16 protein-coding genes are annotated in these 21,136 nt (G+C 38.3%); 6 read left to right on the forward strand and 10 right to left on the reverse strand.

The genetic code is table 11. The annotated features are described in order from the left end of the window. Positions 1-14: 14 nt before the first annotated feature. The 10 genes from H529_RS0106705 to H529_RS0106755 all read right to left on the reverse strand — a co-directional run bounded on the left by H529_RS0106705 (position 15) and on the right by H529_RS0106755 (position 12,424). The gene (locus H529_RS0106705) at positions 15-2,102 is read right to left on the reverse strand and encodes a molybdopterin-dependent oxidoreductase (RefSeq protein WP_022855756.1); all 2,088 of its coding nucleotides are present in this window, start codon (positions 2,100-2,102) and stop codon (positions 15-17) included. 156 nt (positions 2,103-2,258) lie between these two features. Continuing rightward, positions 2,259-3,449 carry an NrfD/PsrC family molybdoenzyme membrane anchor subunit gene (gene nrfD / locus H529_RS0106710; RefSeq protein WP_022855757.1) on the reverse strand — a complete coding sequence of 397 codons (1,191 nt, stop codon included), beginning with the start codon at positions 3,447-3,449 and terminating at the stop codon, positions 2,259-2,261. 2 nt (positions 3,450-3,451) lie between these two features. Further along, positions 3,452-4,393, reverse strand: coding sequence for a 4Fe-4S dicluster domain-containing protein (locus H529_RS10455; RefSeq protein ID WP_245540277.1), 942 nt, complete (start codon positions 4,391-4,393; stop codon positions 3,452-3,454). A gap of 153 nt (positions 4,394-4,546) precedes the next feature. Next, the gene (hmcA, locus tag H529_RS0106725) at positions 4,547-6,157 is read right to left on the reverse strand and encodes a sulfate respiration complex hexadecaheme cytochrome HmcA (protein ID WP_022855760.1); all 1,611 of its coding nucleotides are present in this window, start codon (positions 6,155-6,157) and stop codon (positions 4,547-4,549) included. A 1-nt stretch (position 6,158) separates the two neighbouring features. Further along, entirely contained in the window at positions 6,159-7,487 is a 1,329-nt protein-coding gene (locus H529_RS0106730) for a (Fe-S)-binding protein (protein WP_028843106.1), read from the reverse strand. Between the two features lie 8 nt (positions 7,488-7,495). Further along, positions 7,496-8,113 carry a respiratory nitrate reductase subunit gamma gene (locus H529_RS0106735; protein ID WP_211209647.1) on the reverse strand — a complete coding sequence of 206 codons (618 nt, stop codon included), beginning with the start codon at positions 8,111-8,113 and terminating at the stop codon, positions 7,496-7,498. A 44-nt stretch (positions 8,114-8,157) separates the two neighbouring features. After that, positions 8,158-9,360: a TolB-like translocation protein gene (locus H529_RS0106740; protein ID WP_022855763.1), complete on the reverse strand. Its 1,203-nt coding sequence runs from the start codon at positions 9,358-9,360 to the stop codon at positions 8,158-8,160. Positions 9,361-9,457: 97 nt separating this feature from the next. Next, positions 9,458-9,949, reverse strand: a complete 492-nt coding sequence (locus H529_RS11475; RefSeq protein WP_081642275.1) for a 23S rRNA (pseudouridine(1915)-N(3))-methyltransferase RlmH — start codon at positions 9,947-9,949, stop codon at positions 9,458-9,460. Further along, positions 9,913-12,069: an LPS-assembly protein LptD gene (locus H529_RS0106750; protein ID WP_155984469.1), complete on the reverse strand. Its 2,157-nt coding sequence runs from the start codon at positions 12,067-12,069 to the stop codon at positions 9,913-9,915. Before H529_RS0106750 ends, H529_RS11475 begins: the two co-directional genes overlap by 37 nt. A 58-nt stretch (positions 12,070-12,127) precedes the next feature. After that, the gene (locus tag H529_RS0106755) at positions 12,128-12,424 is read right to left on the reverse strand and encodes a ferritin family protein (RefSeq protein ID WP_022855766.1); all 297 of its coding nucleotides are present in this window, start codon (positions 12,422-12,424) and stop codon (positions 12,128-12,130) included. Positions 12,425-12,683: 259 nt separating this feature from the next. Here H529_RS0106755 and fdnG point away from each other — a divergent pair, with 259 nt between their 5' ends. The 6 genes from fdnG to H529_RS0106790 all read left to right on the forward strand — a co-directional run bounded on the left by fdnG (position 12,684) and on the right by H529_RS0106790 (position 21,106). Continuing rightward, positions 12,684-15,725, forward strand: coding sequence for a formate dehydrogenase-N subunit alpha (fdnG, locus tag H529_RS0106765; RefSeq protein ID WP_081642276.1), 3,042 nt, complete (start codon positions 12,684-12,686; stop codon positions 15,723-15,725). A 59-nt stretch (positions 15,726-15,784) separates the two neighbouring features. After that, positions 15,785-16,513, forward strand: a complete 729-nt coding sequence (locus tag H529_RS0106770; RefSeq protein WP_022855767.1) for a 4Fe-4S dicluster domain-containing protein — start codon at positions 15,785-15,787, stop codon at positions 16,511-16,513. Between the two features lie 131 nt (positions 16,514-16,644). Then, positions 16,645-17,394 carry a formate dehydrogenase accessory protein FdhE domain-containing protein gene (locus H529_RS0106775; protein WP_028843109.1) on the forward strand — a complete coding sequence of 250 codons (750 nt, stop codon included), beginning with the start codon at positions 16,645-16,647 and terminating at the stop codon, positions 17,392-17,394. A gap of 3 nt (positions 17,395-17,397) precedes the next feature. After that, the gene (locus H529_RS0106780) at positions 17,398-19,329 is read left to right on the forward strand and encodes a molybdopterin biosynthesis protein (protein WP_022855769.1); all 1,932 of its coding nucleotides are present in this window, start codon (positions 17,398-17,400) and stop codon (positions 19,327-19,329) included. A gap of 30 nt (positions 19,330-19,359) precedes the next feature. Then, the gene (locus H529_RS0106785) at positions 19,360-20,661 is read left to right on the forward strand and encodes a phenylacetate--CoA ligase family protein (protein WP_022855770.1); all 1,302 of its coding nucleotides are present in this window, start codon (positions 19,360-19,362) and stop codon (positions 20,659-20,661) included. A 25-nt stretch (positions 20,662-20,686) separates the two neighbouring features. Then, positions 20,687-21,106 (forward strand): ACT domain-containing protein, encoded by a 420-nt coding sequence (locus H529_RS0106790; RefSeq protein ID WP_028843110.1) that lies wholly within the window; start codon positions 20,687-20,689, stop codon positions 21,104-21,106. Positions 21,107-21,136 lie beyond the last annotated feature (30 nt).

A 21,136-nucleotide genomic window follows, 5' to 3' on the forward strand; every position in this document is an offset into this window, starting at 1 on the left:
AACTCCCCTCCTTCTTAAGCTTTTTTTACTTTTACAAAGTTTTCAAAAAGAACACCTGTATGGCTTCCTAATGCAAATTTATCAAAAGCTCCTTTAAGCAATCTTCCCTCGTTAAGCCCTTTACCATAAACCCTGCTAAGCCAGGGAATGTCGTTTTGATATCCTCTTACCATAAACACTGCCTCAGGATGGATAAAAGGAGTTACTTTGGCCTTGATCTTTCCTGTATAGTCTCCTGAGGAGACCTCTACCCAATCCCCATTCTTAATCCCTAATCTTTCTGCTACCTCGTCGTTTATCCAAAGTTCGTTTTCTGGTTTGATTTCATTTAGTAACGGATTATTCTGGGTTCTAACATGGGTATGCATGGCTGCTCTTCCAAAAATAAGTCTAAACTCTCCCTCTTCTACCTTAGGTTTCTCTGGAGTTTTATAAGGATAAAAGATTGGTACCTCTCTTTCTTGCATCTTGGAAGAAACAATTTCGATCTTTCCGGAAGGAGTTTTAAACTTTAGCTGATCCCGAGAATAAAGAACCTGCTCCTTACAAAGCGAAACAAAACCCTTAGCCTCAAAGTCCTCGATTTTTATCCCTGTACCCTCTAATTGATAATTCCAGATGTCCTCAATACTTTCATAGGGGACGTATTTTTCCAAACCAAGCTTTTTACATAACTGGGTAAAAATCCACCACCTGGGTTTGGTATCATAAACCGGGTCGATGGCCTTCCTTCTTAAAATAAAAGCAGGTTTAGCCCCTCTCTGTAAACCAATGATGTCATCCCTTTCAAGATAGGTTGATTCTGGAAGGATAACATCGGCAAACCAACTGGTAGTCCCGTAATCTACAGGAATATGGACTAAAAGTTCAAGTTTCCTGGTGATTTCCTTAATATCTTCTAACGGCATCCCCGCAAAAGGGTCATATCTATACACAAAAAGCGCTTTTATAGGATAGGGTTCTTCAGTTTTGATCGCTTTGTAGAGATGTAAGATATGGCCAGCTCCATCATACAAAAATCCTTTACCTAATTCAGCCTCAATTCGTTTATCTTGAGGGGCTGGAATGGGGTCTAAGAGACTTTTTAACGGTTGAGCCCCTACCTCTTTAGGAGATTTAGCTAAAATCAAACCTCCTTTTTGTTCCAAATTCCCAAGTAAAAAGTTTAATATCCAGACTGCCCTGGCATAATAGAAAGAATCTGTATACCTTGCACCAAACCAGTAAGGATAGATTATCACCCTTGGCTTAGCCTCAGAAAGTTCTCTTGCCAATTTTATGATTTGGTACTCAGGAACTCCAGACTCTGCCTCAGCCCACTTAGGAGTATAAGGTTTTATAAATTCTTCTAAATCTGTAATACCTAACATATACTTATTTACAAAATCCCTGTCGTATAAATCTTCTTTTAAAATTTGATGGATCAAAGCCAGTACTACAGCATAGTCTGTCCCAGGTCTGATTCTTAAGTATCGTGTTGCCTTGGTGGCAGTTACGTTTACCCTTGGGTCAAAATAGGTAAGTTTAGCTCCCTTTTCTAAAGCTTTTAACACATTGTTAGCCTCTTTAACCACCACTGCATCAAAAAAGGCCCTACCAAAAGACACTATATGTCTGGCGTTGGCAAAATCATAACTTATTTGATTTCTCTGAATACCGATTAAACTTTGAAAAGCTAAATCTGCGTCTTTTCTACACAGGTCATCATGGTTAAAATAGTTAGGAGAACCTATCGCCTTGATAAAAACCCTTTGCATTTCTCCAAAAAGACCACCTCCTCGGTCTAAAAGAGCCACTGACTTAGGTCCATACTTACCAATTATCTCAGAAAGTCTGTTGGCAATATAGTTCAAAGCTTCATCCCAGGAAACCCTTTTCCACTCTCCTGACCCTCTCTCTCCTACTCTTACCATAGGACCTTGAGGACGCTCAAAATCATATACGTGAACCAACCCAGCAGAACCCCTGGCACAGATTGAACCCTCGATACCAGCTGCATAGGGATTACCCTCTATCCAGGTAATCCTTCCATCTGTTACCTCAACCCTTATAGGACACCTTGCAGAACACATCCCACATACAGAAAACACCTGTTTTTTCATATGCCCTCCCCTGCCTGCTTTTTACCTCAAGTTTTTATGGAGTTTAATAACAAAATTTATGCCTAAAAGCAGAAACAAACTTACTTGTCTAATAAAGACTTTTTCTACTAACCGATTACCTATTTGGACTGCAGGTTGTCCCAAAAAGGACAGCAATTAGTCTGAAAGGATAGGAAGTCTTCTTATCATAAACCTGGTAGACAAGATGACTAACACAACCATCGAAAGAGAAAGTGCAACCTCCATCCAAGAGGGATAGTATTTTTGAGACCAAGGAATATACCAGTTATAGGCGATCAAACAGACGATCAGACGATTAACTATTATCCCTAAGGCTATCCAAAAAGACAATATCCTAACCCAAAAAGGTTTTTCTTCCTTTACGGCCCATAAAAGTAAAATCAATGGAATTACACCAAAAAGCAAATGTTCTAACACAAAAAGTACCCCATAGGTAGAACTTATGTAGTTTAGTTTTTCTTGATGGAAAAGGTCTAATCCTTTAAGAAGAAGATATAACGTCAAAACCACAGCCAAAGCTTTTCCAAGACCAAGGGTCTTTTTATCAAATTCCTTTGGGTCAAACCTCTTAAGCTGATGTTTAAAATATCTATGAGTAATCGAACTTTCTATCACCACCACAGCCATTCCACCTAATACTGCTGTAATAAGGAAAAATAGAGGCAACAAAGGAGAATACCAGAGGGGATGTAGCTTGGTTGGAGCTATCAAAAAAAGTGCTCCTAAGGCTGACTGATGGCCACCGGCTATGATCACCCCAAAAGCCGTAGCCCAAATCCCCAAGGAAGAAAAGAAGTTTCTCAACCTTTCTTGCCCTAACCATTCAAAAAAGGCAGGAAACCACTCAACCACACAGATGATGACATACAGAAAGAAATGCCATCCAACTAAAAACAGCACTGATTCCAAACCCCAGGACCAAACGATAGGATAAAACACCCGATAATACCTTCCAAGGTCAAAAAGAAGGGCTATAACCGCAAAAACATATCCTAACAGGCTTGAAAGGATGGCAGGTCTGGCAAAACTCTTGTAATCCTTCAGTCCAAAAAGATAAACCGCCGTCCCTAAGGTTAACCCAGGAGCTGCAAGGGCAATACCTGCTAAAATGTCAAAGGCTATCCACAGCCCCCAGGGATAGTCGTTGTTTAAGTTGGTAGCAGGACCAAGGCCAAAAATAAGCCTATAAACCATCGCATAAAAACCAAAAAGCAAAATTATACCTGCTATCACATTCCACGGGGTAAAAAGTCCAAAAACATAAGACTTAAAATCTGGGGCTAAAAGCAACTTTTGTTTAAATCCCTTTAAAACAAACTTTTCCATCTTTATTCCTCGTCTTTACCCTTCTTAGACATAGCCTTATAAGCTAAGTAGACCAGCACCGGGGAGGCTAAAATTTCTAACACCTTTACCGCAAAAAGATAGTTTCTGGTATAAACCGCCGGACTTTTTTTAAGTCCAGTAGGCAATTCTATCCTTTCAAAAGGTACCGGAGAGAGATATAACCAGCTTGTCCCACCAAAATCGTCCTGCCCATAGACCTTAGGAAAATATCTATCTGGATTGTCGGCTATCAGCTTATGGGCAAGTTTCAATAAATCTTCTCTTTTCCCAAATTTAAGGGCATCAGCCGAACAAACAGCCACACAGGCAGGTACTTTGCCTTCAACCATCCTGTCAAAGCACATCGTGCATTTAGTAACCTGTGGGGTTAAAGGGTCATAGTATTCATAGGCAGGAATGTCAAAGGGACAGGCAACCATACAATACCTACATCCTACACATACCGTAGGATTATAAATCACCGCCCCTTCTTCTGTCCTTGTAAAAGCCCCAACAAAGCACGAAGAAGCACAGGCTGGGTCTAAACAGTGCATACATTGTCTTTTTACATAGATAACCTTTCCATCAACCTCAAACCGATTTACTACCGTAAAAGCACCGGCAGAAGGTCTTCTAATTTTTTCAAAAACTGAATTGGTTTCAAATCTTGACCTTTCAAAATTTTCTATCGGCTGATTAGGGTTTTTATTCCATTCATTACAGGCCCATTCACATCTACGACACCCTATACATTTAGTAGCATCAAAAAGTACGCCATAACTTCCTTCTTTAGGTTCGTACTTGCTCTCTTTTCTTTTTAGGTAGATCTCCCAGTTCTTAGCGTTGGCCTGGGTACGGGTGGTTTTAAAAGCTCTTTCTTCTTCGATAAATTTAGAGGCTGAACCTATTCCCAAAATCCCAGGTAAACCCAAAAAACCTTTCAAAAAATCCCTTCTCTTCATACCCATTTCCTAAAACTTTTTCTTAGGCTTAAACCATAAAAAAAGCAGGATGAACATAAAAAACGCGGCTCCAGAAATCACATATTCCGCACCATGATAACTAAAAAGCTTTTCCCATATGTACATTTTTTCTCCCTAAAAACTGAATAAACCTCTTTCTTTTTTAGGTTTATGGCAACTATCACAACTCATAGCCTTTTCTATCTTTAAATACTCATGGCATTTAATACACTGTCCATGATAAGCTGCCTGCAATCTTGGCCTTTCAGGGTGTAAAGCATCAAAACCTATTCCATGGCAAGAACTGCATTTAACCTCTTGTCCTTTTATTTTCCCTTCAGGGTTCGTTTTATGATGACATCCTTTACAGAGGGTTTCTTCCTTATCGTGGAAGTATACCGCAAGTCTATTGCCTGAGGTCTTAGCAACCAAACTTTTCACTATCTTTTGATGAGGCATGGTTGCCTTTTCAAACTCCTTGGATAAAACCTCTATTTCTACTTGAGTTTTTATCTCTCCTGAATAGGGTTTTAAATTTTTAATATCAGACCTCGCTCTACCTGTATGGCATTTAACACAAGTAGTTTCAGAAGCAACTTCTGTGCGAGAGGTTTCTTTTTTGTCAAGATGATGACAAGCTAAACATTCTTTTTTTGCATTTATTTCCTTCTGATGACATCCTTGACAGCTTCTGTCTGAAAACACTGAATGAAAAGCTGTGACAGCATTTACAAAATTTCCTTTAGGACTACCTTCTAGAGTATGACAATTCCGACACCCTTTAAGCCTTTCATGATGACAATCTCTACATTTCTGGGCTGTAAACTGGTGAATTCGGTGATTAAACACTACTGCTTTCATCTTAGAAGCTTTAGGGAATTCCATCCAATAAAGCTCTTTTTGGCCTCTATCTGGCCTTGGAGCTTTAGACAGATCTTCTAAAGACCTTTTTTCTCCTTTATGACAATCACTGCAGATTATCGGACCACCCTTTTTCCCATCCTTTTTTAATTCTACATGACAGTTCAAACATAACCCATGAAAGGCTTGAGAAAGATTTAAACTTTTTTCTTGAGCTATCTTCAATATCTTGATTAACTCAGGACCTCTCTTCTTAGTAAAATCATGGCAATAGTAGCAAGATTCTTCTTTACCTTTGATATATTTTAGAGCCTTCCCTTTATCAAGTTCTTCTAAATCATAGGTATGATGACATTTCTCACATTTTTGGTCTAATTCTTTGACATGGGTTTCATGGTAAACAAAATCAAAATCAAACTTAGGATAGTTTATATCCTTGTACGCATAAATATTTACATGGCAATCCCCACAAGAAAATCTTACCGGACCATAAGGTTTTTGCTCAAGCTTTTTCTGTTGATGGCATTTAATGCAAGCTTGATGGTAAAGGTCTTTTAACTTTTCTGGATCTTTCACAGATAAAAACTCCTTAGGAAAAACAAAACGTAGATTCTTGTTATTATCTACCGGGTGACAAACCCCACAACCTTCTTTTTCTAACGCCTTAACATGTTTTAGGTGGTTAAACAAAACAGGGGCATACTCTAACCTCCCAAAAACCTCAGGATGTTTAATAAGAAGAAGATTTTTCTGTACCTCTGTAGGAGTTAAAGTTTTTTCCACTTTTCTAAAGGGTTCAGTTAAAGCCAAGGGATTACTCAAACAGCACCAGAATAAAACCGTCAAACCTAACCCTAAAATCAACAAGACTGTTTCTTTCTTCATCCTAAGGTCTTAACCTCTCAGGGATTTCCATATGTTCTGCTATTAGGTCTGCCAAAAATTTAACATGAGCGTCTACTTTATAGTGCTCAATCAAATCTTCTATCCCCTTATGACAGGTATGACAAGGTGCTATCACTAAAGATGCCCCTGTTTCTTTTATCTGTTCTATCTTGACTTTTCCTCCTTCTATCCTTGCCCCCTTCCAGGGAGGCCCTGCATCAACCATCCCCCCGCCTGAGCTACAACAATAATTGTATTCTTGATTAGGGGTCATTTCCACAAAATCTTCACAAAGTTGCCTAACTATAAACCTAAGTTTTGGTCCTAACCCTCTGTATCTCACTATGTTGCAAGGATCTTGTAAGGTAGCCTTTTCTTTAACCTTATGAGCGATCTTTATCTTTCCCTGGACTAAGATTTCATAGAAAAACTCTACCGCATGGATAAAAGGTATAGGGGCCTCTTTCCAGCCTAAAAGTCTTGCTGATTCATAAAGCGCTGCTCTATAGGCATGTCCGCACTCTGTAATCAAAATCCTTTTAACCCTTAGTTTAGAGGCTATCTCGTAATGCCTTTTGGTTACCAACGTCATCGTCTCAAAATCATGCATATAGAGAGACTTATTGGTATAATCCCAACCGTCTGTGTCAGGTAAAGTAAAATCAACCCCTGAGGCAAGCATAATCTTAAGCATGTTAGAAAGTAAAGGGGTCATATATTTGGCTTCAAGACCGTGGATAAGCAACAGAATGTCTGCATCTTTTTTCCCAAGAGGGATCCTTGCATTTTTTATCTCATACCTTAGCTCATCCTCTATCCATTGTATCGTGTCTATCCATTCATCCTGTTTAAACCAGAGCATGTTGTAAGAGGACATATGACTGTAGACTTGGTCCTGAATAAACTGAGGAGCTACTCCTAAAACTCCACAAAGTCTTCTCACCAAAGAGATCAAGTAGGCAATGTCAATCCCAAAGGGACAAAACTGAGTACACCGGCGACAAAGATTACATTCGGTAAAAGCAATCCTTGCATATCGCTTTAAATCGGCTTTTTCTATTTTACCTTTTTTAGCAATTAAATCTCCTAAGGTGAGCTTTACTTTAGAGGCCGGCGCATAACTTGGGTCTCTGTCATGGGAAAGATAGTGATGACAAGACTCAGAACACATTCCACACCGCATACAAGTTTCTAAAAAGATCTTAAATCTTACTGTAGCCTCTTCGTTTAAAACCCTCTCGATAGCCCTTTTAATCTTTTGTTTGTCTAATCGTTCTATCGTTTTGTCTATCCCTATATCAAAAACCGGTTTTCTTACAAAGCCTTCCATTTTTTTCCTCAATAGTCTTTTGAGCGCCTAACTGCACCAAACTCTGAGGCAGTATGGGCTCTAATCAACCAAAAATAAAAGATATGCGAAAGCTTGGTAAAGGGAATAAAAATTAACATTACCTCTCCCAACAAAATATGTAAACCTGCTATAACCTGATAGGTAAAAACCAGCTGATATCTTGCTAAAAACCCGGTTAAAAAAACTAAGATCACCAGAACTAAAAGAGCATAATCTACGGGGGTGCTTAGATACTTAACATCCTTAACCAAAAAACGTCTCAAAAGTAAAATAACTCCACAGATAATGGTTAAGACTGTTAAAAAATCAGAAACAATATTAGGTAAAGCCCACCAGCTTATCCCCCAGGATTCCTTCCACAGCTCGATATGACCTAAAAAGAATATAGGAGTTAACAAAAGTCCTACATGAAAGACATAACTTATCGCGGTAAAAAGAGGTCTTTGTCTCATGCTATAGCTACCAAAAGGTAAAAGCCAAAAAAGATAAGACCTAATCGTATGTTTAAAACTAAAATATCCATAAAGTATCTTATCTTTTTTAGCTTTTTTAAAAAAGTTATAAAGATTATAAACTAAACCTAAAAAGAAGATCAAAAAAGACACCCAAGCCAAGGGCCCCCTTACTATCTCAAAAAAGGTCATAAGATTTACACCTTAATTTCTTTTGTAAAATAGCTTTTTTCCTTTATCCCTCTTATCAAAAGGGTGTCTTCTTCTAAAAACACCGGGTCCCATAAATAGGTATAAGGGCCTTCTAAAACCTTATTTTCTACCAGGAGATAATATCCTCCATCTTTTTCGGCTTTAGCTGCTATTTTGCCACCCTTAGGACTAAATACAGGGTCTCCTATCCTTTCCCAAACAAGGTCCCAACAAACCTCGTTTACCACCAGCCCCCATCGGTTTTGATGTCTTACTACCGCGGCGATCCTTTCTCCATCAGGGCTAAAATGGGGCTCTAACACCATCTGTCCAAAGGTTGGCTTCCAAGTCTTCCCATCTACAGCTAAGGTCCACTTTCCAAGCTCTAAGGCCACAATCGCTGCCACCCTCTTTTTTTCAGGGAAAACCTTAAGGTTCCATAACTGGGTAAAAGACCTTTCCCAAAAAGGACTACCATTACAGTATAACTCCCATCCTCGAGAAGTTTTTACAGGAGCAACCACCTGATTCTCATCTAAAAACCTTGGTTCCCAAACCTGGTAAAAACTTTTTTCCCAACACACATTATCCACCACTATGGTAAAGCTTCTGTCAGTAAGTCTTACAGCTGTAGCTACCCTTGTCTCCTTAGGGCTAAAGCAACAACCAAAAAGGGCTAAAAACTTTTTATCCCAAAAAACGTCGTTTACCGCAAGCGACCACATTCCTTTGGCAAAGTTAAAAATCTCTAACACCGGATAGTTTTCTAACCTCACATAAGTAGCTACTTTAGCCCCTGTAGGAGACACAAAAAGATCTCTGGTATCATAAAAACTATGACTCCAAGGAACTCCGTCTACACAGACTGTATAATTTCCGTCGATTTTAACGTTAGCTAAGACCTTCTGCCCTGAGTTATCTGTTTTTAGGTTCCATAGATATTCAAAAAACTCTTCCCATAAAACACCTTCTTTCCAAACTGTCCACAATCCGTCTTTTTGAACAGAAGCTATCAAATCTCCGTTAGGTGTAAACTGAAGGAAATTTACCCTTTCAAAAGGCCCATCTATGGTCTTACCATTAACCCAAATAAACCTTTGTCCTTCTTCATCCTCAACAACCGTGGCTATTTTATCTCCTAAAGAGTTAACCACCAATTCTGAAAAATTTGCATATTTTTCTAATACTCGAAGGTCTACCCAGGACATCTTAGCTAAAGTATTTAGCGATAATGAGAATAAAAGTCAAGAGTGTTTTTCGACGATTTTAGCTAAAAATTGTATTTTTTATCTTATTTTTTATTTATTATGCCCTATGATAGGGAATTTTCTTTAATATGGTAAAACTTCGGTAAAGGGCTTCCATCAACACCAAAATAGCTATTTCGTGGTTAAGGGTTAGAGGAGAAAGACTAAGAAGAAAATGGGCTTTATGTTTTAACTCGGGAGATATTCCCTCAGGACCTCCTACTAAAAAACATAAATCTTTTGAGGCTTCAAGCCATTTTTCGATTTTAGAGGCAAGCTCTATGGTATTAAGGAATTGTCCTCTCTCATCTAAAATCACCAAAAATTCGTCTTCAGTAAAATACTTTTCTAATACCTTTTTTTCTATCCTCAGTCTTTCTTCCTTTTTCTCTACCCCACCTTTAACCCTGGGTAGACATACCTCTACAGGACATAGCGGTGAAATTTTTTTGGCATAATAAGAAATTCCTTCTTCTATAAAACTGAACTTTAAAGGCCCTGGAGCTAAAACCTTTATTTTTCTAATCCGTAACCTCCTAAACCTTTTAATTCTACCCTAAAGAAAAATTTTGTGTCCTTAGGGGTGACTGAAACACCTCCCCCTAACAGATAGCAATCATGCACATAAGAAAGACCAAACCTCATCTCGGTATTTTCTTTAAGCCTTAAATTTCTACTCAGATAAAAATCTGTTTGCAACCTTTGAAAAAATCGGTGAGAAAGGGAAAGGGTAAGTTGTCTTGTATTCCAGGCTTTATCATCTTGAAAAGTAAGCCCCAAACGGTCAACCATCCAGTCAGTTAACCCAAGGTAAAAGGAGTGTTTTTTAAAACCTAATCCATAAAAGTTATAACTTCCATCATATCTTAAAGAAAGATGTGGGGTGTAATTTAACAACACCTGAAGGCCTAAGTCTGAAAATTTTCTCTTTTCACTTGAGGTAGCGGTAGGAGTTTCCTCTGCGTTAAACTGATACTGCTGGTAAACCTTTACTCTTAAAAAGTCTGGCTGGTTTTTAAGTCTAAAAAGTTGCCATAACCCATACTCTAAGGTATTTATCTCTTCATGAGAAAGGTCTTCATAGTTAAAAACCGGTAGGTTGGTTTCAGAAGGTTTTTTCTTAAAATAATAGCTTACATATGGCTTTAAGACATGTAAGAAGGTTAAATTGCGGTTTAAAGGTAGAGGTATTTCGTAAAACTTAAAAATCTGAGTGTAGGTGGTAAAAGAAACATCGTAGTAATGATTGTTTAAACTGTTTTTTGAAAAACCTGTAGAATCGTCAAGGATAAAATGGTTTAGGAAATAACTTGCCTTAAACTCGTTAAACAAAAAAGAGGTTCTAAAAGGATAAGCCAACTCTAAGTTTGAGCTTAGTTTATGCCCATAATATCCTTCTTTTCTAAAGCTATAGTTATGTACCAAACTAAAGTTTGTCATAAGGTTTCCTATGGTCTTAAAAGGCAACAAATTTAGACGAAAACCCCAAAGAGGTTGTAAAACCGTGTCTTTGTCAGAAAGGCCATGATAGTCAAGATAAGAACTTTCTATCCTTGAATAAAGACTACCACGATAATATTGAGCCCAAAAACGAGATGTTCTATATTCTTGATTTTTTTCTTCTAAAGTGCGATGAAACCTTTCTAAAAAAAAACTTTTTGAAGAGGAAAACCCGTTTTCTCCTACATCAAACTCTTCCAAAAAGTCTTTATTGGAGACCACATCTATGTCCAGATGAAAATCAAGGTTTGGTTTAGGTGTGTAATCGATTTTCCCAGCAACCCACCATTTATGTTTTTTCTCTTCCTCTTTTTCTGTATCGCCAAGTAAAGTTTCTTTATTATCCTTTAAATATCTTAACTTTAAAACCCCTTCTAAAGGTTCCATCAGCCTGAACTGGCTTTCTAAATCTAACAACAAACCTCTTTTGGTCAGAAACATAGGCGATAAGGTAAAGTCAACCTGGTCGGTATATGGCCAGAAAAAAGGTAGTTGAAGGCCTAACCCTAATCTATTTCCTTGAATTATTTTAGGAAATAAAAAACCTGTACTTCTTTGAGGAACCATCGGGAGGGTTACCTTGGGAACATAGGCTGTTTTAGGCACAGAAACCACAGTTTGTTTTTTTATCTTAAACTTGGTAGCCTCTCCTGTACTTATCCCTTCTGGGGTCAAAACAAACTCTCGAACTTCTAAGCTCCAGGGAGGAAAATCTTTTTCGTTTTCACAGTCAAACTCACAAGAGGTAACCAAGGCACTTTTAGCCAAGTATTCGTTTAAGGCGTTTTTATGTAAATCTTTAGCTTTAATCCTGATCCCTTCTTTTTTCAAAAACATAAAAATGTTTTGTCCCCAAAACTCTTCGTTTCTCAAGTCTAAGAAGGCTTGATCTCCTTCAAGGATAGCATTTTTGGTAAAATCGAAAATTTTATACTGATAAAGGATTAAATAGCGGGTAGAAACTTCATATTTAACCCTTTGAGCCCAGATGAGCATACTGTTAGTCTGAATTACCACATCCCCTTCAGCTACCAAAATTTTAAAATTATTAAAGGCTTCTACCTTTTGAGCAGTAACCTCCAAAGGTTTAGAAACAGAACCAAAAGCTTGAACAGGGACAAAAAAGAAGCAGACCGAAATTAACCATAAAAATACCTTTGAAAAAATCAACTTAACCCGAAAGCCCATGATAAAAGATAGCTTTAGAGTAAAAAATCCTAAACGATCGTTAGTTTTCTTCTTCGTCTTCTAAGAGTTCACTTATTTCTTCTTCCCCAGCCTCAAGCTCTTCTTCCTGTTCTTCATCTTTGATTAAAAGCATCGATAAAAACTCTCCTACATGGGTCTTTTCTTCTCTGGCTATGTCAAGAAGTACGGCTTGTAAGTTTTCATCTTCAGTTAAAGAAGCAAGCTGTTCATAAAGGTTGATGGCATCAAGCTCAGCCATGATCGCTATCCTGAGAATCTGTCTATCTAAGTCCTCTGGATCGATCTTTGAAAGGTCAAAAGGTATCTTTGAAAGCATAGGAATCCTCCTATTTTAAGATTTAATAACTATTTTAGCTTGTTTTCTTCTAAAAAGCAAGTTAAAAAGATCGTTGTTGAACCGCATTAACTTATAACTAAAGCAAATATATAAAAAATTGCTTTTTAACACAAAAACTAAAAAAAATCAAACAATTATTTTCAAAAATTAACTATAATTGCTCATTATAACCCTTGATTTTAAAAATAAAAAATCATACTAAAATAATTAAAGAAGGAAATAAAAAGGAGGGTATGTTATGGGTGGAATAAGTAGGCGAAACTTTTTAAAGTTGTCGTTAGGTTCTCTGGTTTTAAGTTCCATCTCAATAGACCTTACACCTGTTAAGTCTTATGCAGCTACAGAACTTAAGATCAGAAACGCTAAGGAGAGTACTTCTGTTTGTCCCTATTGTTCTGTAGGATGCAGTCTGATTGTTTATGCAAAGGGAGGCAAGGTAGTACAGGTAGAAGGTGATCCAGATAGCCCTATCAACCAAGGGGCCTTATGTCCTAAAGGTGCTTCTTTATTGCAAATGGCCAACAATCCTTACAGGGTTATGGAACCTCTTTATCGTGCCCCAGGGGCTACCGAATGGAAAAAGGTTTCTTGGGAATGGGCTCTTTCTGAGATAGCAAAAAGGGTGAAGGCTACAAGAGACAAATATTTTATCCTTAAAGATGAGAAAGGACGGGTGGTAAACAGGGTTGAGGCTATCGCTCATGTAGGGTCGGCTGCCCTGGATAATGAGGAGTGTTATCTCTTACAAAAACTGATGAGGGCTTTAGGATTAGTTTACATCGAGCATCAGGCGCGAATATGACACAGCGCCACCGTGGCGGCTCTGGCAGAGTCGTTCGGCCGTGGCGCAATGACCAACCACTGGGTTGACCTTAAAAACTCTAATGTAATCATCGTTATGGGAGGTAACCCTGCTGAAAACCATCCTATATCGATGAAATGGATATTAGAGGCTAAAAAGGAAAGAGGAGCTAAACTTTTAGTCATAGACCCCAAGTTTAGCAGAACAGCCTCTAAAGCAGACCTATATGTTCCTATCCGTCCAGGAACTGACATAGCTTTCTTAGGTGGTCTTATCAAATATATCATAGATAATGAACTCTACTTCAAAGATTATGTGATCAACTATACCGACCTTTCTTATTTAGTAGACCCCAACTTTAAAGGTCCCGAAGACTTAGATGGATATTTTTCAGGGTATGACCCAAAAACCAGAAAATATAATAAAGCTACTTGGAAATACCAGTTAGACGAAAAGGGGGTTCCTAAAAAGGATCCAACCCTTAAAGACCCTAACTGTGTGTTTCAGCTCCTTAAAAAACATTACAGTAGATATACCATAGACATGGTGGTGGAGATTACCGGAGCACCTAAAGAAAAGGTGCTTGAGGCTTATAAGATTATAGCTTCAACCGGAAAACCCAATAAAACGGCTACCATTTGTTATGCGATGGGATGGACCCAGCATACCGTAGGAGTTCAGAACATAAGATCGATGTCTATCATTCAACTACTTCTTGGTAACATAGGAATGGCTGGAGGTGGTGTTAATGCCTTAAGAGGTGAAAGTAACGTCCAAGGCTCAACAGATATTGCACTTCTTTTCCATATTTTGCCTGGATATTTGCCCACTCCCAAAGCTTCATGGGTGGATCTAAAAACCTACATAGAGGTAAATACCCCAAAAACTGCAGAACCTAAGAGTCTTAACTGGTGGAAAAACAGACCTAAATACATCGTGAGCTTGCTTAAGGCTTTTTATGGGGATTATGCCACCAAAGAAAACGATTTTTGCTATAGCTATCTACCTAAACTTGACGATAACCGCACTTATAGCTGGTACGATATTTTTGATGCTATGTATAAAGGGAAGATTAAAGGATTTTTTGCCTGGGGACAAAACCCAGCCTGCTCCAGTGCTAACGCTAATAAGGTCAGAAAGGCTTTGGCTAACCTTGATTGGCTGGTTTGTGTAAACCTTTGGGACAATGAAACTTCTTCTTTCTGGAAAGGCCCTGGGATGGATCCTAAGAAGATCAAAACTGAAGTGTTTTTCTTACCTTGTGCTTCCTCAGTAGAAAAACAAGGTAGCATAACCAACTCTGGAAGGTTAGCTCAATGGAGGTATAAAGCCGTTGAACCTCCTGGAAAGTGTATGCCTGATGCCGAGATCATGAATGAGCTTTATCATAAGATTAAGGAATTTTACCAAAAACAAGGTGGAGTTTTCCCTGACCCAATACTCAAACTTAACTGGAATTATGGAGATAAACATGTAGACATAGAAAAAGTAGCCAAAGAAATAAACGGTTACTACACCAAGGATGTAGCTTCTCATCCTATAGACAAAAAAGCTTACAAAAAAGGGCAACAGGTTGCCTCCTTTGTATTTTTAATGGATGATGGTTCAACTGCCTGTGGGAACTGGCTTTATTCTGGTGCTTTTACTGAAGCAGGCAACATGATGAAAAGAAGAGGGAAAGAAGACCCCACAGGTCTTGGTCTGTATTCTAACTGGGCTTGGTGCTGGCCTGTTAACAGAAGAATTCTTTACAACAGGGCAAGTGTTGATCCAATGGGTAATCCTTGGGATCCGAAAAGACCTGTTATTAAATGGGATGCCCAAAATAAAAAATGGGTTGGAGATGTTCCTGACGGCCCACAACCACCTTTAGCGATGAAAGGAGGAGTATTACCTTTTATTATGAAACCTTTAGGTGTAGGAACTATCTTTGGAGCTGGTTTGGCAGACGGACCTTTCCCCACTTACTATGAACCGGTAGAGTCACCTTTTAAGAACCTACTTTATCCGAAAGTCTATTTTAATCCTGTAGCCAGAACTTACGATAGTCCAGATGACAAATTTGTAGTAGGTACTGATCCTAAATATCCTTATGTAGGTACCACTTACAGGGTTACCGAACACTGGCAGACCGGTGTTATGACCAGACATACTCCATGGTTGTTAGAGCTTGAACCTCAGATTTTTGCAGAGATAGACCCAGAGCTTGCCAAAGAAAAAGGAATAAAAAATGGAGATAAAGTGATAATAACCAGTCCAAGAGGGGAAATATGGGCGATAGCTATAGTTACAGAAAGAATAAGCCCACTTATCGTTCAGGGTAAAAAGTGTCATGTGATAGGTATCCCCTGGCATTATGGATGGAAGTTCCCTAAGAATGGAGGGGATAGTGCTAACCTTCTTACACCTAATGTGGTTGACCCGAATACCTTTATACAAGAAACAAAGTGTTTTGTGGTAAACATAAGAAAGGCATAAACAAATAAAACGGAGGTAGGTTCCCCTACCTCCTTGAAAAAATTAAAAGGAGGAAAAGTATGGCACGTAAAGCTTTATTAATAACTCCAGACCTTTGTATAGGATGTAGAGGATGTCAGGTGGCTTGTAAGTCCTGGAATGACCTGCCAGCAGAGAAAACTAAAAACAACGGAACCCATGAAAACCCACCAGACCTCACCGGATACACCTATAACCGTATCAGGTTTATCGAAAAAGTGAACGAAAAAGGTGAAGTTCAATGGTTGTTTGTAAGTCACAGGTGTTTACACTGTGGAGAACCTGCCTGTGTAGAAATCTGTCCTGTGAAGGCTCTGAAAAAGGACGCTGAAACCGGGATAGTTTATTATGATAAAAACCAGTGTATCGGATGTCAGGCCTGTCAAGCCGCATGTCCTTTTAACATACCAAGGTATGATAAAAACGGAAAGATTTCTAAGTGCCATTTCTGCATCGACAGGGTTAAAGCTGGGCTTAGTCCAGCTTGTGTTAAAACCTGTCCTACCGGAGCCATCAAGTATGGAAACCGCGAAGAAATAATCAAAGAGGCTAAAGCAGAAGGATATTCTGTACTTTACGGAGAAACAGAGTTAGGAGGTTTAGGGGTAGTGTATGCTCTAAAAGCCTCTCCTAAAGAGTATAACTTAGCAGAAAACCCGAAAAAACCTGAAAACCTGATCGCTATGGGACAGATGCTAAGAACCCTCATCGAGAAAGGAGTTGCCCTTTCACCTTCTGTGCTTAAAGACATAGGGTTGATAAAAGGATAGAGTAAGAAAAGAAAAAGCTAAAATCGTACAGAAAGGGGGAGGTGTTTTCTCCCCCTTTTTTCTTTTTTATCTTAAGTTATTATAGAAGTAATGTAGTCAAAAATTTAATCCCAAACAAGAAGGAGAAAAAGATGGATTTAAAAATTTGGATAGAAGAACTTATCACAGAAAAACCACATTTAAAAGAGGTTTTAAGTTTGTATGAGAAGGTAGCAGGGTTTAACAAAGAATGTGAAAAAATTCTTAAAACCGAGGATCCTGTAAAAAGCCTGGATAAACTTTTAGAGATTTTTGGAAAAACCTTTGAGGTACCCTATGAATTTATTTCTTTTTTAAAAGAAGGGTTAGAAGGTAAAGAAGAAGAGGTCTTGTATTATCCTAAAAAATTATGGGAAATAACCTTCTTTGGGGAAGAAAGTTCTGAGGAAGAGATAAAGAGAATGCTCTTTTTGTTAAGTATGCCTCTTTTTAGAAAACTTGCTTTAGAAGATAGAAAGAATAAGCCCAATTCAGAAGATCGGAAAAGATGCCTTGTATGTGGAGAGTTTTATTCTTTATCGGTTATAGATGAAAACAACAAACGTTATTTTCTTTGTCCTGTTTGTGGTTATAAAGAAGAAGGACCAAGGATTGGATGCGGTTATTGTGGTCATACTATCTGTGAAAAGATAGACCTTTTGGTAGATGAAGATGAAATAAGGGTTGAACTTTGTAAGGACTGCAAAAGTTATGTAAAAAGTTTTAAAGAAACCATTCCCCTGTATTTAAAATATCCTGACCCTTATCTTATAGACCTGATAAGCCTTCCTTTAGAGGTAGTTGCCCAGGAACGTGGCTTTATTAGAAGGTCTCCTAACGTTTTAGGGATAAGGGAGATTTAAGTAATGGGTAAAAAGGTTTTTCATGAAATCTTAAGTCTTGAGGAAGCTTTACACAGCTTGATCCAAAATTTTAAACAAAGGGTATTTCATCCTCTTCCTGCAGAAAAGATAAAGGTTAAAGAAGCCTTAGGAAGGGTCACAGCAGAGCCTGTATTTGCTAAACGTTCGTCTCCTTATTTCCATTCAGCTGCGATGGATGGTTATGCTGTTCATTCTAAAGATACCTTTAACGCTACAGAAAAAGACCCTGTGCTTTTAAAAATAGGAGAGCAAGCCCTCTGGATAGAGACAGGTGACCCTTTACCTGAGGGGTTTGATGCAGTTATTCCGGTAGAAGAGGTTAATGTTAAAGAAGGTTTTATCGAGATATACAAATCTTATCCCCCTTACCATGACGTCCGCCCTGTGGGAGAAGACATCGTTGCTACTGAAATGATCATTCCGGAAAATCATTTTATAAGACCTTTTGAAATCGGGGCTATGCTGGCAAGTGGTATATTAGAAGTTGCAGTAAGAAAAAAACCTAAGGTAGGTATCATTCCTACAGGTTCTGAATTGCTAAATCCTGAAGAGGCTGAAAAAGAAGGTCTTACCCCTCCCTGCTTGATAGAGTATAACTCTTCTGTTTTGAAGGGTCTTTTAGAAAAAGACGGAGCTGAGGTTAAAGTTTATCCTATAGCTAAAGATAATGAGTTTTCTATAAAATCTTCTATAGAAAAAGCTTTGATAGAGAATGATATGGTACTTCTAAATGCTGGTTCAGGCTATGGTAAGGAAGACTTTACCTATAAGGTGTTAAGTGAGTTAGGAGAGGTTATAATTAACGGGGTAGCTATCAAACCAGGGAAGCCTTTTATCGCAAGTTTTTGTAAAAACAAACCTGTTTTAGGAATCCCTGGTTATCCGGTTTCAGCCATCTTTTGTTATCAACTTTTTGTAAGGCCTCTTGTTGAACTTTACTTAGGAGCTAAATTACCTAAGGAAGAAAAGATAAAAGGCCTTCTTTCGCGCCAACTTTCGTCTCCTGTAGGGGTAGATGAATTTGTAAGGGTAAAGGTAGGAAAGGTAGGAGAAAAATATATAGTTTCTCCTTTAGGCAGAGGAGCTGGACTTCTAATGTCAGTGGTTAGGGCAGACGGTTATCTTTGGATACCATCAGGTACTGAAGGAATTTCTCCTGGGAAAGAGGTGGAGGTGTTTCTTTGGAGAAATAAAGAAGAGATAGATTATACCTTAGTATGTATAGGAAGTCATGATAATACCCTTGATGTGGTCTACAACTTCTTACGTAGGAAATATCCTCATATTTCTCTTTCTTCAGCTCATGTAGGATCTATGGGAGGTCTTATAGCCATCAAGAAAGGAGAAGCCCATCTTGCAGGAACACACCTTTTAGATGAAACAACCGGAGAATATAACATACCTTTTATTAAAAAAATTTTACCTGAACGTTCGGTGGTATTGATAAACTTAGTTTACAGGATACAAGGGTTTATCGTAAAAAAAGGTAATCCTAAAAACATCTTTAGTTTTTCTGACCTTACTCGAGAAGATGTGGTGTTTATCAACAGACAAGCTGGTTCAGGAACAAGGCTTCTTCTTGACAAACATTTGAAGGATTTAGGAATAAATCCTTCTCAGATAAGAGGTTATGACCAAGAAGAATATACTCATATGGGAGTAGCTCAGGCGGTTGCAAGTGGAAGGGCTGATGTAGGACTGGGGATTTATGCAGCGGCTAAGGCTTTAGATTTAGATTTTATACCTGTCGCAGAGGAACGTTATGACATCCTTATCCCCAAGGAATTTTTAAACTTAGAGATGGTTCAGGCCTTTTTAGATATCATCAGAAATGAAGAAGAGTTTAAAAAAATGGTGGTAAACTTAGGTGGATATGACGTAAGGCATATGGGAGAAATCATTTATGAAAACTAAAAAATCGATAACCCTTAGGAGGTAAGAAAGGTGGAAGTAAACTTTTGGGATCCAAAGATAGAAACTCTGCCTCAACAAGATCTAAAAGCTCTGCAGTTAGAAAAACTTAAAAAGGTGGTAACGTTAGTTTATGAAAGGGTTCCTCATTATCGCAAAAAATTTGAAAAGGCAAAGGTAAAACCTGAAGACATAAAGTCGTTAGAAGATGTGGTGAGATTACCTTTTACCACTAAGGAAGACTTGTTTGTAGACTATCCTTATGGGCTTTTAGCCGTACCTTTAGAAGAGGTGGTAAGATTACATACCTCAAGTGGTACCACCGGAAAACCAAAGGCGTTATTTTTTACCAAAAAGGATATAGATGATCAAGCAGAGTTGATCGCAAGGAATTTAGTTATGACAGGTACTACTCGAGGAGATGTGCTTCAAAACTCTATGACCTATGGACTTTTTACCGGAGCTTTGGTAATGCATTACGGAGCTGAAAAATTAGGGGTTTTGGTAATTCCTGCTGGTCCTGGGAATACGGAAAGACAGATAGAACTTATGAAGACCTTTGGTACTACTTGTTTTCACATGACCCCAAGCTATGCCCTTTATGTAGCCTCTGTAATCTTAAACAAAGGCCTTGACCCAAGAAGGGACCTGAGGATTAAAAGAGCCTATTTAGGAGCAGAACCCTATACTGAAGAAACCAGAAAAAAGATAGAAGACCTTTTAGGGATAGATGTTTACAATTGTTATGGTTTGTCTGAGATGGGAGGCCCTGGAGTAGGGTTTGAGTGTGTGTATAAAGAGGGACTACATATATGGGAAGACGCTTTTTTGGTAGAGATCATAAATCCTGAAACCGGAGAGCCTGTTAAGGAAGGTGAAATAGGAGAATTGGTGTTAACTTCGCTTAACCGTGAGGGGATGCCTCTTATTCGCTACCGGACAAGGGACCTCACGTTTTTCTTTACAGAACCTTGTGCCTGTGGAAGGACCCATAGAAGAATTAGCAGGATTTTAGGACGTGCAGACGATATGTTCATCGTCAGAGGGGTAAACATCTTCCCTCAGCAGATAGAAGCAGTGTTGATGGGTATCAAAGGAGTAGCTGAAAACTATCAAATAGTACTTGAAAACTACGATGAAATGATAGTAAGGGTAGAAATAGACAGAGAATTTTTTGACGGAAGGATAGAAAGGTTGCTCAAACTAAAAGAAGAGATTGTAGAAAAACTGAGAGAAGCCATTTTGGTTAAACCTAAGGTAGAATTATTAGAACCTGGAACCTTGCCTGTAAGCGAAGGTAAAGCTAAAAGGGTTATAGATAAAAGGACTTTATAAATTTTGAAACATTTAGGAGGCTTTTATGTACAAGGTAGAAATTATTTCTATATTTGTGGAAAACAAACCTGGTAAGCTTGAAAAAATTACCAAACTTCTGGCAGAGGCATATATAAACATACTTGGATTTTCTATCACAGATGCCAGGGATTTTGGTATCATAAAATTTTTAGTAGACAAACCTAAAGAAGCCTATGAGCTCTTCAAAAAAAATGGGTTTGTGGTAGCCTTAAACCCTGCCTTAGGGATAGAGATGAAAGATAAACCAGGTGGTCTCTATGAAGTAGTAAAGTTTATTTCTTCTAAAGGAATAAACATAGAAAATGCTTTGGTTTATGTAGCAGAAAGCAGGGAAAAAGCCTATTTTATCTTTGAGGTAGAAAATTTTGAGGAATCTCTTGAAAAACTAAAAGACAACGGATTTGAACTTTTAAAGCTGGTTTAATATTAAAAACATGTGTTGAAGGAGGGAAAG

The organism is Thermodesulfobacterium thermophilum DSM 1276 (assembly GCF_000421605.1).
GTDB lineage: Bacteria > Desulfobacterota > Thermodesulfobacteria > Thermodesulfobacteriales > Thermodesulfobacteriaceae > Thermodesulfobacterium > Thermodesulfobacterium thermophilum.